General features: G+C 56.2%; 13 protein-coding genes. All 13 read left to right on the forward strand.

The features are described from left to right. Positions 1 to 19: 19 nt before the first annotated feature. Positions 20 to 700: a pyrimidine 5'-nucleotidase gene (gene yjjG, locus E7738_RS17325; protein WP_021506777.1), complete on the forward strand. Its 681-nt coding sequence runs from the start codon at positions 20 to 22 to the stop codon at positions 698 to 700. 865 nt (positions 701 to 1,565) lie between these two features. After that, positions 1,566 to 2,162 (forward strand): SH3 domain-containing protein, encoded by a 597-nt coding sequence (locus tag E7738_RS17330; protein WP_088516709.1) that lies wholly within the window; start codon positions 1,566 to 1,568, stop codon positions 2,160 to 2,162. Between the two features lie 22 nt (positions 2,163 to 2,184). Further along, positions 2,185 to 2,679: a type VI secretion system lipoprotein TssJ gene (tssJ, locus tag E7738_RS17335; RefSeq protein ID WP_394515868.1), complete on the forward strand. Its 495-nt coding sequence runs from the start codon at positions 2,185 to 2,187 to the stop codon at positions 2,677 to 2,679. An 8-nt stretch (positions 2,680 to 2,687) separates the two neighbouring features. Further along, positions 2,688 to 4,028, forward strand: coding sequence for a type VI secretion system baseplate subunit TssK (gene tssK / locus E7738_RS17340; protein ID WP_058771443.1), 1,341 nt, complete (start codon positions 2,688 to 2,690; stop codon positions 4,026 to 4,028). 19 nt (positions 4,029 to 4,047) lie between these two features. After that, positions 4,048 to 5,289 carry a DotU family type VI secretion system protein gene (locus tag E7738_RS17345; protein WP_021506782.1) on the forward strand — a complete coding sequence of 414 codons (1,242 nt, stop codon included), beginning with the start codon at positions 4,048 to 4,050 and terminating at the stop codon, positions 5,287 to 5,289. A gap of 3 nt (positions 5,290 to 5,292) precedes the next feature. Then, positions 5,293 to 8,922: a type VI secretion system membrane subunit TssM gene (tssM, locus tag E7738_RS17350; RefSeq protein WP_058780940.1), complete on the forward strand. Its 3,630-nt coding sequence runs from the start codon at positions 5,293 to 5,295 to the stop codon at positions 8,920 to 8,922. 14 nt (positions 8,923 to 8,936) lie between these two features. Continuing rightward, positions 8,937 to 9,650 (forward strand): type VI secretion system-associated protein TagF, encoded by a 714-nt coding sequence (gene tagF, locus E7738_RS17355; protein WP_021506784.1) that lies wholly within the window; start codon positions 8,937 to 8,939, stop codon positions 9,648 to 9,650. A 17-nt stretch (positions 9,651 to 9,667) separates the two neighbouring features. Next, a complete protein-coding gene (tssA, locus tag E7738_RS17360; protein WP_058780967.1) occupies positions 9,668 to 10,678 on the forward strand; it encodes a type VI secretion system protein TssA in 1,011 nt (336 codons plus the stop codon). Between the two features lie 79 nt (positions 10,679 to 10,757). Continuing rightward, positions 10,758 to 11,285: a type VI secretion system contractile sheath small subunit gene (gene tssB / locus E7738_RS17365; protein ID WP_021506786.1), complete on the forward strand. Its 528-nt coding sequence runs from the start codon at positions 10,758 to 10,760 to the stop codon at positions 11,283 to 11,285. Between the two features lie 2 nt (positions 11,286 to 11,287). Then, positions 11,288 to 12,784 (forward strand): type VI secretion system contractile sheath large subunit, encoded by a 1,497-nt coding sequence (gene tssC, locus E7738_RS17370; RefSeq protein ID WP_058757164.1) that lies wholly within the window; start codon positions 11,288 to 11,290, stop codon positions 12,782 to 12,784. Positions 12,785 to 13,098: 314 nt separating this feature from the next. After that, on the forward strand, positions 13,099 to 13,581 hold the full coding sequence (locus E7738_RS17375) for an Hcp family type VI secretion system effector (protein ID WP_125311693.1): 483 nt from the start codon (positions 13,099 to 13,101) through the stop codon (positions 13,579 to 13,581). A gap of 63 nt (positions 13,582 to 13,644) precedes the next feature. Further along, on the forward strand, positions 13,645 to 14,502 hold the full coding sequence (locus tag E7738_RS17380) for an N-acetylmuramidase domain-containing protein (RefSeq protein ID WP_132464416.1): 858 nt from the start codon (positions 13,645 to 13,647) through the stop codon (positions 14,500 to 14,502). An 11-nt stretch (positions 14,503 to 14,513) separates the two neighbouring features. Beyond that, complete coding sequence (locus tag E7738_RS17385) at positions 14,514 to 15,071, forward strand: hypothetical protein (RefSeq protein WP_125311665.1); 558 nt, start codon at positions 14,514 to 14,516, stop codon at positions 15,069 to 15,071. The last annotated feature ends 3 nt before the right edge of the window (positions 15,072 to 15,074 follow it).

Below are 15,074 nucleotides of genomic sequence, written 5' to 3' on the forward strand. Positions count from 1 at the left end.
GTTATTCAAAAGGGGCACTATGTTAAACGACTGGGACTGCATCCTGTTCGATGCGGATGACACACTTTTCCACTTTGACGCCTTCGCCGGCCTGCAGCGCATGTTTGCCAGCTACGACGTGCACTTCAGCGATCAGGATTACGCTGATTATCAGGCCGTCAACAAACCGCTGTGGGTCGATTACCAGAACGGCACTATTTCAGCGTTACAGCTCCAGACGCGCCGCTTCACGCTGTGGGGCGAAAAACTGCGCGTGGCGCCGGAAGTGCTTAACAGCGACTTTCTTAATGCGATGGCCGAGATCTGCCTGCCGCTGGATGGCGCAGCCCGCCTGCTGGATACGCTCAAGGGCAAGGTAAAAATCGCCATCATCACCAACGGTTTTACGGCGCTGCAGCAGGCGCGCCTTGAACGCACCGGTTTCCGTGACTACTTTGACGCGCTGGTGATCTCCGAACAGGTGGGCGTACCCAAGCCGGACGCGGCGATTTTTGACCATACGCTGCAGCTGCTGGGCAATCCCGATCGCCGCCGGGTATTAATGGTCGGCGACACGCCGGAATCGGATATTCTCGGTGGTATGAATGCCGGCGTGAAAACCTGCTGGATCGATCACGGCACGCGTCCGCTGCCGGCGCACATCACGCCCACCTGGCAGGTGAAAACCTTGCCTGAGCTGCAATCTATTCTGACTGCTTAACAATCCCGACACCTGCTATTTTAGCGAATTAAACCAGCCTGGTCCGCCTGGCTGGTTTTTTTCACTGCCAGTTTGTCTTTATCACCCCTTTTTCACCGCCTGCCTGGGTTTTATCGCGCGCAGACAAAATGCGTGCCGCTCAGCGCCATTTTTTTTATGACAATTTTTAATGATCGCGCGAGCAAAATTTCATCTTTCATTTACAATCTTTCACAGTTTTAATGGATTGCTAAGAATAGTCTTAGGTTTACGGGCAAAAGTGACGCAAATTTGCATTAAAAATATTTGTTAACCTTTACTGAACTAATTTCCTCTGCTAGCGGCGCGTTGAAATTTTGTCAGGCTTCTGTAAACTTCCGTCAGACATTAACAAATGGATTGTGATTGCATGCTCACGGGCAGGTTTTACCTGGCTCGTGCGGTAGCTATGATGTTTCCAGTCTTTTATATGTTGTTGATATATCTCAATAAATAGCAATACTGTCAGCGAATGCCGTAAGTTGTTGCTGTTATCCTCTTAATCGTTACCGATTAACCAGATTCATTGAACGTGATAGTTTTTAACCCAGGGATGGCATAAGAGAAACCGAGGTTTGGCTGTGGCCGACCCCTTCGCTTAGCAAAAATTGATCATGTTGCTGATCGTTTGTGAAACGATCAGAATTCTTCCGACATCATCCCTGTCACTAATGTTGCATTTTTAATACTTAATTCAGACTGATCAATTTTTACCTCGCTGGCGCGATGCGTTAGCCACACTCATTAAAGGGTCAACTTTTTAACTGGTACTGAATCGACGCCGGCTCCAGCCGTGCGCACGGTTCATTTTGCTCTTAACCGGCCTCTGGCCACTTTTTAGGCGTTAATGGAACTAAACATGAAGAAAATGGTGAATCTCCGTATGGCGTTGGGCCTGATGTTTGTTTTCGCAGTGGCTGGCTGTAAAGCACCGCCAAAGATGACAGACGACACGATTGTCAGCAGCACCGTTGACGGCGTCACGCTGTCGCACCGTTATGCCGTCCAGCCGCCGGCACAGTTCAGCCCGGTGAACGAGGCTTATCGCGCGCTCTATCCGGCTTCGATCATGACCCGCCCCAGCTTCGGCGGCAAAGTGGTGGATACGCTGAAAAGCGGTGAAACCTACACCGTGATTGGCCAGGTTGAAAACAACTGGCTGGCACTTGGCGAGTCGGCGCAGGCGGCAGACGAAGCGCAGCCTGAGACTGCAACGGCCGATGACAAAAAAGCGCAGCAGCCGGCGGCTCAGCCTGCGGTGCAGCTGATCGGTTATGTCCCGTTCCGCGCGGTGGTGAAAAGCGCGCTGTATGAGCAGACCATCAAAGCGGACCAGCCGAAGCGTCGCGCCCGCGCCAGCAGCAAGAAAAAGACCTGCGTCGCGGTGGATGGCGACAGCAAAGCGTGCCAGAACAGCAACAGCGGCACCTGGATCATCAACTAACACGGTAAGCAGGGAGGGCTGAATGATGACGATGATTTCTCTCCGCCGCGCCGGATTACTGCTACTGGCTTGCCTGCTGGCCGCCTGCAGCAACAGTCCGTCGCCGGTTGCACGCTACAATCTCGACTTTCAGGCGCATCCGCAGATCAACGCGGGTGCGCCGCTCAAAGTCCGGGTGATGTTGCTGACCTCCGATGCGGAATTCATGTCCGCTGATTTCTACTCCCTGCAGAACCAGCCCGCCACCGCGTTGGGCAGCACGCTGCTCAACAATCAGCAGTTCTTCCTGATGTCAGGTCAGCTGAGTAAAACCCTCAGCGCGAAAAGCCTGCCGGAAGCGCGCTTCATCGGCATCATGGCCGAGTATCAGGCGCTGGACGGTAAAGTCTGGCGTCTCGCGCTGCCCTTCCCGGATGGCGACGACAGCGCATTCTGGCAGTTCTGGAAAAATAACGATGGTGAGTTGAATGCCCGCGTCGTGGCGGATATCAACGGCCTACGCGTGGTTAAGCAGTAAGGATGCCTATGAACCGAGCCGAAAAGGTTGTCTGGACCGAGGGGATGTTCCTGCGCCCTCACCATTTCCAGCAGTCGGAAAATTTTCTACACAGCACCCTGCGCGAGTGGGGGCAGTCGCAGCGCGCCTACACCTGGGGTTTTTTTGATCTCGAATTTGATGAAGCGCTGCTGCGCCAGGGAAAACTGGCGCTGAGTGCCGCCAGCGGATGTCTGCCTGACGGTACCTTTTTCTCTTTCAGCCAGCCACAGCACGGTCCGGCCCCGCTGGATCTGCCGGCGAATGTCGATCGCAGCAAAGTGGTACTGGCGATCCCGGCCCGGCGCAACGGGCGTGAAGCGGTGGCGTTTCAGGAGACGCAGGATTCACTGGCGCGCTATCTGGCGTGGGAAGCCGAAGTCGAAGATGACAATGCTCAGGCGGTCGGCGCTGCCACCGTTCAGTTCGGCAAACTGCGCCTGCGCCTGATGCTGGAACAGGATCTCACCGCGGAGTGGACGGCGATGGGCGTGGCGCAGGTGATTGAAAAACGCAGCGATAACCACGTGCGCCTCGACACCGATTACATTCCGCCGATGCTGACGCTCAACGCCAGCCGGCCGCTGCAAAGCATGCTCAATGACCTGCACGGCCTGATTCAGCAGCGCAGCCAGCAGCTGAGCCAGCGCACGCCGGGTACCGGCCGTTTTAACAGTGCCGACATGGTCGATTTTATGCTGCTGACCTTACTCAACCGTCAGCTTGGCCTGCACGCGCACTTACAGCATCTGCCGCTGCTGCACCCGGAAACGCTCTACAGTCACTGGCTGCAGCTGGCTGCTGAATTGAGCAGCTGGATGCCGGCGCGCACCCCGGACGCGCTGCCGCTGTATGACCATGACGATCTGTACAGCTGCTTTACCCGCTTAACGCTGCTGCTGCGCCAGGGACTGTCGCAGGTGATGGAAGAGAGCGCCATCCAGCTGCCGCTGACGCAGCGCTCGCACGGCCTCAACGTGGCCACGGTGCCGGAAAGCAGTATGGTACGCGAGTTCGGCTTTGTGCTGGCGGTCAAAGCCAGCGTGCCAGCCGAAGCGCTGAAAACCCACTTCCCGGCGCAGATGAAAGTCGCGCCCGTCACCAAAATCCGCGATCTGGTGCAGCTGCAGCTGCCGGGACTGGCGCTGAAAGCCATGCCGGGCGCGCCGCCGCAAATCCCGTGGCATGCCGGCTACAGCTATTTTGAGCTCGATAAGAACAGCGAGCTGTGGCAGGAGATGGAGCGCTCAGGTGCCTTTGCGCTGCATCTGGCCGGTGAGTTTCCGGGCCTGAACATGGAGTTCTGGGCCATTCGTAGTCAGTCAGAATAATCAAAACTGAGCACGCCGCATGATGCAGGAACAACAGAAACCGAACAGTGACGTCACACAGCAGGATGTCAGCCATCAGAATGTGCTGGTCGCCGCGGCGAATCCGCTGATTAACGCGATCCCGCAGATTCGCCACTCCGTCTCGCACGACGATCCGGCGCGACTGCGCCAGCAGCTGATCGATCAGATCCGTCGCTTTGAGCTTAGCTGCCAGCAGTCGGGGCTGAGTTATGAAGTGATCGTCGGCGCGCGCTACTGCCTGTGCACCGCGCTGGATGAAGCGGCGGCGCTGACGCCGTGGGGCAGCCGCGGCGTGTGGACCAGCAACGGCCTGCTGGTGACGTTTCACAATGAAACCTGGGGCGGTGAGAAGTTCTTTCAGCTGCTGGCCAAGCTGTCGCAAAACCCGCGTCAGCACATCCTGCTGCTGGAGCTGATCTATTTCTGCCTGCTGCTCGGCTTTGAAGGGCGCTACCGCGTGCTGGATAACGGGCGTTCGCAGCTGGAAACCATCAAACAGCGTCTGCTGCAGATGATCAAAAGCGTGCGCGGCAGTTACCCGGCGGCGCTGTCACCGCATCCCACCGATCAGCCGGTGCTGCGCAAGCTGTGGCGGCCGATGATTCCACTGTGGGCCTGTGCGGCGGTGGCCGGCTTTGCTGCCTGCCTGTTCTACATCGTCCTGAACTGGCGTCTCGGCGACTACACCTCGCCGGTGCTGGCCAGCATCTATCAGACCGCGCTGCCGGAAGTCAAAATCAGCAATCCGGCACCGCCGCCGCCCGCCACGCTGAACCTGAAAGCGTTCCTCAAGCCGGAAATTGATGCCGGCCTGGTGGCGGTGCGCGATGAAGCCGACCAGAGCGTGGTCACCCTGAAGGGCGATGGCCTGTTCGCCTCGGCATCCACCGAAGTGCGTGGCCGCTACGATGCGGTGATTCAGCGCATTGCCGCCGCGATGAATAACGTCAGCGGGAAGATTCTGGTGATTGGCTACAGCGACAACGTGCCGATTCGCAGCGCCCGCTTCGCCTCCAACTATGAACTCTCCCTGGCGCGCGCGCAGTCGGTGCAAACCCTGCTGCAGCAGCAGCTGGCACAACCGTCGCGGGTTAAAGCCGAAGGGCGTGGCGAAAGCCATCCGCTGGTGCCGAACACCAGCGCTGAGAATCGCGCCCGCAACCGTCGCGTAGAAATTACTCTGCTGGTCGCGCCGGATGCGACGCAAGCGGAACTCAACGGCCTGGCGAGAGGGAACTAATCCATGCTGAATATGCTTTTTGCGGTGCTGACCAGCCGCCTCGCCTGGGGTTTTGTCGGCATTACCGCGCTCTCCTTTATCATCTGGGTGATTGGCCCGGTGTTTTCCATTGTCGACTCGCGGCCGCTGGAGCCAGAGCAGAACCGCATCATCAGTATTGCGCTGCTCTATCTGGTCTGGGGGCTGAGCCAGGCGATTCCGCGCCTGTATAACTTCTGGCTCAACCGCAAACTGATGTCGAGCCTCGAAACCAGCAAAAGCGATGCGCCGGAGCAGGACCGCAAACGCCTGACCAATGAAGAACAGGTGCTGGCGAGCCGTTTCTCCGAAGCCACCGACATGCTGAAAAAAGCGCACTTCCAGCGCGCCAGCAGCAAGGGCGCGCCTTTCTGGGCGCAGCGCTTCAGCCATCAATACCTCTACCAGCTGCCGTGGTACATGATCATTGGCGCTCCGGGTGCCGGTAAAACCACCGCGCTGGTCAATTCCGGGCTGCAGTTCCCGCTGGCGGACAAGTTCGGCAAAGCGGCGCTGCGCGGCATTGGCGGCACGCGCAACTGCGACTGGTGGTTCACCAACGAAGCGGTGCTGCTGGATACCGCCGGTCGCTATACCACCCAGGAGAGCCAGCAGGAGCGCGACGCCAGCGAGTGGCATCACTTTCTCGACCTGCTGCGCAAATATCGCGGCCGTCAGCCCGTCAATGGCGTGATTGTCACGCTCAGCGTCTCCGATTTACTGACGCAATCGCCGGAAGCGCAGCGCAATCAGGCGATCGCACTGCGTCAGCGGCTGATGGAGCTGCACGATCGCCTTGGCATTCGCTTCCCGGTTTATGTGCTGGTCACCAAAACCGACCTGCTCAAAGGTTTCCGCAGCTACTTCGCTTCGCTGGATAAAACCCAGCGCGAGCAAATCTGGGGCTTTACCTTCCCGTGGGCGCAGGCATCGACCGCAGAGTTTGAGCTCAACAGCCAGTTTCAGCAGGAGTATTCACTGCTGCAGCAGCGTCTGGATGCCGGTATGGCCGATACGCTGCTGGCGGAAAGCGATGCGCAGGCACGGGCGGAGAGCTATCTGTTCCCGCAGGAGTTCGCCGCGCTGCGCCCGCTGCTGGCGGAGGCGCTGGATACGCTGTTTGCCCGCTCTGATTTCGAAACCCAGTTCGCGCCGCGCGGTATCTATTTCGCCAGCGGTACTCAGGAAGGGCTGCCGTTTGACCGCGTGATGGGCGAGCTGAGCCGCGCCCTGCATCTGCCGGGACAGCGCAGCGGCGAGTCCGGCAGCTGGGACCAGGTCGACAAAGAGTCACCGATCCCACCGAACAAAGGCCAGAGCTTCTTCCTGAAAGGCGTGCTGGAAAATGTCATCTTCCAGGAGTCGGGCCTGGCGGGCAGTAACCGCTGGTGGGAGCTGCGCAATCGCGCCGGATTGTGGTCCGGCTATCTGGCGCTGCTGGTGCTGGTACTGATTGCCGGAGCGCTGTGGCTCACCAGCTACAGTAAAAACAAAGCCTATTTGCAGGAGATGGCGGGTAAAACGCCGCAGGTGGAACAGCTGGGACAACAGCTGGAACGCCAGGGCAATGGCGATCTGTTTGCGCTGGTGCCGTATCTCAACACGCTGCTGCAGCTGCCGAAAAGCGCCGACTTCTCGCTGGAAGATCCCCCGCTGACGCGCCGCATGGGGCTGTATCGCGGTACCGAAGTCAGCGACGCCACGCGCACCCTGTATGACAAAGCGCTGAAACAGCTGCTGCTGCCGCAGGTGGCGCAAAACATCACCCGCTGGCTGCGCAACGACAACGGCAGCGATGCGGATTACAGCTACGAAGCGCTGAAAGCTTACCAGATGCTGTATCAGCCAAAACATTATGACGGCAAATTCCTGCATGCCTGGCTGATGCTGAATATTAGCCGCGAACTGCCGCAAAACGTGACGCAGCAGGAAGTGAAACAGCTGGCGTGGCATCTGCAGCAGCTGCTGGAGACACAGATTCAGTCCTCGCCGTACGCGAAGGATGACGCGCTGGTAAAGCGCGAGCAGGCGCTGATTAATCAAATGCCGCTGTCGCAGCGCGTCTACGGACGTCTGAAGCGCCTGCTGCAGCGTGACGGCAGCCTGCAACCGGTCACCCTCGCGGCGCTGGGCGGGCCGCAGAGTGAGCTGGTGTTTTCACGCAAAAGCGGCAAATCGGTCAATGACGGCGTGGCCGGCCTGTTCACGCCAGACGGTTACTGGCAGCACGTCGATAAACAAATCGCACCGGTCACGCAGGCGCTATTCCAGGATGATGTCTGGGTGCTGGGCGGCGTTGCGTCGCCGGAGAACAGTCAGCAGACCGATCTCGCGGTACGCCAGCTCTACGTGCAGGATTACATCCGCCAGTGGGAGCAGTTCCTCAGCGATATTCAGCTCAACAGCAGCGCGGATTTGTCGCAGCGCATCAACACCGCACGTCTTCTGTCGGGCAACCACTCGCCACTGCGCCAGCTGGTGGTTAACCTTAGTAAGCTGCTGACGCTGAACCGCGCACAGCCGGATGAGCAAAGTACCCAGGCACAGCCGGCGACGGGCAACAGCGCCACGCGCACTTTAGAAGCGCTGTTCAGTTCCTCCAAAGCCAGCGCGGCGCCGGGCCAGGGCGCAGCCCAGCAGGCACCGGAGCAGGCGGTGGCGGTGCACTTTGCGCCTGTGCTGGAGCTGGCACAGCCGCTGCAGCAGGGCAGTAAAGTGCTGGCGGTGGATGATTTTCTGCATCAGATCGACGATCTCTACCGCTATCTGACGGCGGTGCAGGACGCCGCCAATAGCGGCATGCCGCCGCCGTCCGGCGATGCCATCAGTCGCCTGCAGGCCAGCGCCGGTCGCTTACCGGGTTCGCTGCAGAATATGGTTTCCAGCATGGCCGTGGGCGCCAGCAGCGATGCACAGCGCCGCGATATGGATAACGTGCGCAAGCGCATCACCATGGAAGTGGGCAGCTTCTGCCGCCAGGCGATTGCCGGCCGTTATCCGCTGGTGCGCAATGCGCGCAGCGAAGTAACGCCTGACGATCTGGCGCGCATGTTCGCGCCGGGCAGCGGGCTGATGGACAGCTTCTTCCGCGACAATCTGGCCAGCAAAGTGGATACCACCAACGCGGCGTGGCGTTTCACGCCTGGTATCGACGGCAAAACGCTGCCGGGCGGTGAGGCGCTGCTGCGTCCGTTCCAGCAGGCGCAGTCGATTCGTGACGCCTTCTTTGCTAACGGGGCGACCACGCCGTCGTTCCGCGTCACGCTGCGTACGGTGAAAATGGATAACGACATTCTCAACCTGACGCTCGACGTCGATGGCCAGATTCTGCGTTACAGCCACGGCCCGCAGGCGGTGCAGATGGTGAGCTGGCCCGGACCGGGCGGCACCAGTCAGGTGCGCATGCAGCTTGGCCTGACCAACGGCACCACCTCAACGCTGGTGACCAGCGGTCCGTGGGCGCTGAACCGCTTCTTCGATCGCGCTCGTGTAACCGCGGTCGGTGGCCTGACCCGCGAGGCCAGTTTTAACGTCGATGGCCATCAGGTCACGCTGTCGTTCACCCCTGGCAGTATTCGTAACCCGTTCCAGCTTCCCGGCTTTAGCTGCCCCTGAAACAGGACCTGATAATGACTCATTACGCAGCACCCGGCTGGTACGGCAAATTGCCCAGCTCGGGTGACTTTGTGAAGCGACGCTTCCCCGATGTGCTGTACCGGCAGTGGTCGAACTGGTTTCAGGTCGGACTGCATCACTGGCAAACCAGTGAAGAGAGTAAAAACGCCCCGTCGCGCGCCTTTCTCAAAGCGCCGGTGTGGAATTTTGTCGTGCCGCCGATGCTCGGCAGTCAGCTGATCCAGATGGGCTGCCTGATTGCCGCCCGCGACAGCGTCGGCCGCAACTATCCGCTGTGTGCGCTGCGCCATTTTACACCCGCCGAGTGGTCACCGGCGCTGCTGGCCCGCTCGGGCGAGTGGTATCAGCAGGTCGGCAATATGCTGCTGCGCGTGGTGCAAAACGGCGGTACGCCAGAGCAGCTTGACCAGGCGCTGCTAAGCATTCCGCAGCCCCAGCAGCCGCAAACTGACGGCGAACAATCGGACATTTTACAGGTGATTGGCGACGGCGAGCCGTCAACGCTCAACTGGAAACTGCCGGGTGACAGCTTCGACCCGCAGTTTTACACCAGCTTCTGGTGGACAAATCAGAGCGACGGTTTCCCGCTTTACACCCAGGTGCACAGCGGCAACTTCACCGCACAGCTGTTCTCACTGCTGTTCGACCCGGCCGGCGGGGCAAAACCCGGACGAAACGGACTTTATCCTCCGATGTTTGAATCCTGAGGCCAACCGCTATGACGATGAATATTGACGCGCTGCTGGCGCCGGTCAGCAGTGATAACCCCTGCGGCGACAACCTGGAGTATCACGCGGATTACCAGGCGATGGAGCAGGCCAGTACCGGTAAAGCCGAACAGCAATTTGGCGAGACCATTATCCCGGCTGAATCAGCCGACTGGAATAAAGTCGAAAAGCTGGCGATTGACTTGCTCAGCCGCAGCAAAGACCTGCGAGTGATGTTAGCGCTTACTCACGCCTGGACCGAGTTGAAAGGGCTGCCGGGCTATGCGCAGGGACTGAAGCTGATTGAGCAGGCGCTGCTGCTGTACTGGGAGCCGCTGTGGCCGCGACTGGAAGAGTACGGCGAACAGGATCCGTTTTACCGCATCAACGCGGTGGCGCTGCTGGGCGATAAATCGGCGCTGAGCAGCGCAGTACGCCAGAGCTGGCTGCTGCGCTACGCCTCGGATGGCATCACGCTGCGCGATGCCGCAGCGCTGTGCGACGGCAGCAAGACCGAAGTCGCGGACTATCCTGGCGGTCTGCCGCGCCTGACCGATGAGCTGGCGCGCGGCGAGCAGCCCGGTATTGAAGCGGTGCTACAGATAAGTGAGCGTTTGCAAACCATTACCGAAACCCTGACCGAACAGCTGGGTGAAGCGGCGGTGCCGGAGCTGTCGCAGCTGCGCAGGCAGATCGCCATGATCGCCGAACGCTGTCAGGCCACTGACCTCAGCACGCTGCAGCCGGCCGTGGTAACAGAGCCGCCGCCGGAACCGAGCGTCGCCGCGCCCGCCGCAGCGGTTCGCACGGCTGACTGGCGCAGCGTGCAGCTCAGTTCGCGCGCCGATGCGCAACTGATGCTGGAGAAGGTGAAGCACTACTTTGCTCAGCACGAACCCAGCCATCCGGCACCGCTAATGATCGACCGCGTACAGCGGCTTATTGAACTCGATTTTATGGACATCATTCGCGATCTGGCGCCAGACGGCGTGCATCAGCTGGAAAATATCTTTGGACGCCGCGACTAAGCGAGCGTAACAACTCAACGCAGCGAGACCTGCGCGCCTCCTGCGAAACTTTACCCGCGCACCCTTAATGGAGAAAACCATGGCACCAACGAAATCCAGTGGGCAGAAGTTCATTGCCCGCAATCGCGCGCCTCGCGTTCAGATTGAATATGACGTGGAAATTTATGGCGCGGAACGCAAAATTCAGCTGCCGTTTGTGATGGGCGTCATGGCAGACCTGGTCGGTAAACCACTCGAGCCGCAGGCGAGCCTTGATGAGCGTAAATTCCTGGAAATTGATATCGATAACTTCGATGAGCGCATGAAAGCGCTGAAGCCGCGTGCGGCGTTTCAGGTGGATAACACGCTCAACGGCGAAGGCAAACTTAACGTCGAACTGACCTTTGAGAGCATGGACGATTTCTCACCGGATGCGATTGCCCGCAAAGTTGAACCGCTGAGCAACCTGCTGGAAGCGCGTACCCAGCTTTCGAATCTGCTGACCTACATGGACGGCAAAAACGGTGCGGAAGAGCTGATCGGTAAGATTCTGCAGGATCCAACGCTGTTGAAAGCGCTGACCCATCTGCCGAAGCAGGATGAAAGCGCTGAAGGTAAGGAGGAGTAATCATGACCCAGTCTTCGCATCAGCAGCAACAGGGCGCCGCGCACTACAGCGAGAATGAACTCAGCGCCCTGCTGAACAAAGAATTTCGTCCAACCAGCGATCAGGCGCGTGCAGCCGTCGAAAGTGCTGTGAAGACGCTGGCGCAGCAGGCGCTGGAAAACACCGTCACCATCTCGAATGATACCTATCGCACCATCCAGGCGCTGATCGCTGAGATTGACGACAAGCTGTCACAGCAGATCAACCAGATTATTCATCATGAAGAGTTTCAGCAGCTGGAGAGCGCGTGGCGCGGTCTGAGCTACCTGGTGAACAATACCGAAACCGACGAGATGCTGAAAATCCGTTTCATGAGCATCTCCAAGCAGGAGCTGGGACGCAGCCTGAAGCGTTTTAAAGGCGCTGGCTGGGATCAGAGTCCGCTGTTTAAGAAAATTTATGAGCAGGAGTACGGTCAGTTCGGTGGTGAACCGTTTGGCTGCCTGGTGGGCGATTACTATTTCGATCACAGCCCGCAGGACGTGGAGCTGCTGGGCGAAATGGCGCGTATCAGCGCGGCGGCACACTGCCCGTTCATCACCGGTACCGCGCCAACCGTCATGCAGATGGAATCATGGCAGGAGCTGGCGAACCCGCGCGATCTGACCAAAATCTTCCAGAACACCGAATATGCCGCCTGGCGCAGCCTGCGTGAATCGGAAGATGCCCGTTATCTCGGCCTGGTCATGCCGCGCTTCCTGGCGCGCCTGCCGTATGGCATTCGCACCAATCCGGTGGATAGCTTTGATTTTGAAGAGCAGACCGATGGCTCAAATCACAACGGCTACACCTGGAGCAACGCCGCCTACGCCATGGCAGCCAACATCAACCGCTCGTTCAAAGAGTACGGCTGGTGCACCGCGATCCGCGGCGTCGAGTCTGGCGGTGCGGTTGAAAACCTGCCGTGCCACACCTTCCCGAGTGATGACGGCGGCGTAGACATGAAATGCCCGACGGAGATTGCCATCAGCGATCGTCGTGAAGCCGAGCTGGCGAAAAACGGCTTCATGCCACTGGTGCACCGCAAAAACTCCGACTTTGCTGCCTTTATTGGTGCGCAGTCGCTGCAAAAGCCTGCGGAATACCATGATGCCGATGCGACCGCCAACGCACGTCTGGCTGCACGCCTGCCGTATCTGTTTGCCTGCTGCCGCTTCGCGCACTACCTCAAGTGCATCGTGCGCGACAAGATCGGTTCATTCCGCGAGCGTGATGAAATGGAGCGCTGGCTGAACGATTGGGTGATGAGCTATGTCGACGGTGACCCGGCGAACTCGTCACAGGAAACCAAATCGCGTAAGCCGCTGGCTGCCGCCGAGGTGAGCGTGGAAGAGCAGGAAGATAATCCGGGCTACTACGCCGCGAAATTCTTCCTGCGTCCGCACTACCAGCTGGAAGGCCTGACGGTGTCACTGCGTCTGGTATCGAAACTGCCTTCACTCAAATCGAATGAGAATTGATTAACTGTATCAGGCCGTCATGTATGGCGGCCAGAATGCTCACAGAGCTTTGCAGTTAATGTGCAGACGCAAAACGCTTATTTGCGAGCCGGCTCCACGTTTCGATATTAATATCGAGGAACTAAAGGATTCACTATTTTTTATTGCTCCATCCAGTGGGGCAATAAAAACACTCTCTGAATAAACCATGTAGCGATATTCAGAAAACGAGGCAGAGGTAAAATATGGACTGTTTTATTCAGCCCCATGCTTTCCTGTTTGCCATAACGATGCTTTATCAAAGCAGAACGTAAATCAAGCAAGAGAAGATAATTATGGCTATTGATATGTTTTTAAAAGTTGATGGTGTGACCGGCGAGTCTAAAGACTCTAACCACACCGGCTGGACTGATATTACCTCTTTCAACTGGGGTGCTAACCAGCCGGGTAATATGTCTGTTGGCGGCGGCGGTGGTGCAGGTAAAGTGAATTTTAACGATCTGCACATTACAGCATTAATCGACAAATCTACCACTGCTATTTTAAAAACGTGTGCAAGCGGAAAACACTTAAACAAAGTAGAAGTGTCTGTTTGCAAAGCTGGTGGTCAGCAGGTTGAATATACACGTATTACACTTGAAGATGTTCTGGTGACATCTGTTCAGTACACCGGTTCTGATAATGGTGATACTGTAGGCGTAACTTATGCATTCCAGGCTGCTAAAGTTAAACAGCAGTATTGGGAGCAGAGTACCTCTGGTGGTAAAGGCGCAGAAAGCAGTGCTGGTTGGGATATCAAGAGCAATAAAGAAGCTTGATAAGTACGCCCCTGCGGGGGCGTATTTCCATGTGATTCAAAGCTGAATTAAGAGGGATTTTACATGAGTACGATAAGAATAAGTCAGGGTGTTGGTATCAGGCAACCTAACAAATATCGTGATGTTAAAACCGTTCAGTCACTACTAAATGCTAACAGTGTTATAACAACGCCAGGTAATGAGCTTAAAGTAGATGGTTATATCGGCGAAAAGACGATCGCGAAGATAAAAGATTTTCAGGAAAAAGTTGTCAAGCTTAATAATCCCGATGGCATTATTTCACCTCATGGGCCGACTATGCGGAGATTACATGGAAATATTACACCTGCAAAAAATATTAAAATTAATTTAGATACTACTGCTTCTCAGGTTACTGATGAAATGTATATCAGTATGGCAAAAGCATTAAATTGTGAGCCAGCAGCCATTAAGGCTGTCGTGATGTCGGAAACAAAGCAGAGTCCTTTCGATGCTTCGGGACGTCCCACTATTTTATATGAGAGACACTATTTTAGTCGTTTGACTAATAAAAAGTATGATAAAAGTCATCCGGATATTTCAGGGGAGCCTTATGAAGTCTATGGAAAGTTTAGTGAACAATATGACAAGCTCAACAAAGCTATCGCGCTTGATCGCACCGCGGCATTACAGTCAGCGTCCTGGGGAGCTTTTCAGATTATGGGAAGTAATTATGCGACTTCGGGTTATGCCAATGTTGAAGCTTTTGTCCAGGGAATGAACACCATTTCTGGTCAGGTATATGCTTTCGTAAATCACGTTTCACATACTCCTGTATTACTTAATGCTATCCGCACCAAAAACTGGGCCAGTTTCGCAAGGCATTATAATGGGAAAAACTATAAACAGAACGATTATGATGTTAAATTATCCAGGAATTATGACTACGCATTGCATCATTGATTGAGGTATGTATGAAAAAACGTTTCTTCATGTCATTTATAGTATTGCTTATGACTAGCCACATTGCTGCTGCTTCGACGGCGTTATCGTCTTCTAAAGAATCTTCTTATAAAGAGAATATTTTGAATGAAGCGGAACAGCACGGTTTGAGTCGAGTTCAGTTAGATGAAAGTCAGACCTTCCGCTTAACCAGAGATGGTACAGTTTTAGGAACGCTTATCCAGGGGAAAGGGTGGATAAGAGAAGTGCAACCTGTATGCTTTATAGGCTGGAGCAAAGATGGTAAAAAAATCGATGCATTCATTCCAACCGTCGGTCAGGGCGACTGGGAAACGGTAGGTTGTCATAAAGTTGATTCAGTGGGATTAATATCGAAAAAAGATGATGCTAATGTGAAGGTTGCAGTAGTTTACACCACTGAGGCTCCTGGACGTTATAGCAATGCTTATTTTATCGTAGGTGTTGAACCTTCAGATGATAATCTTATTTATGATGAAAAAACGACCGTGAAGTTTCAGAATTCATACCTAAAGAACATTGCAGCATTACGTAAGGCTTATCAGCAATAATTC

The organism is Pantoea sp. SGAir0430, from assembly GCF_043549295.1.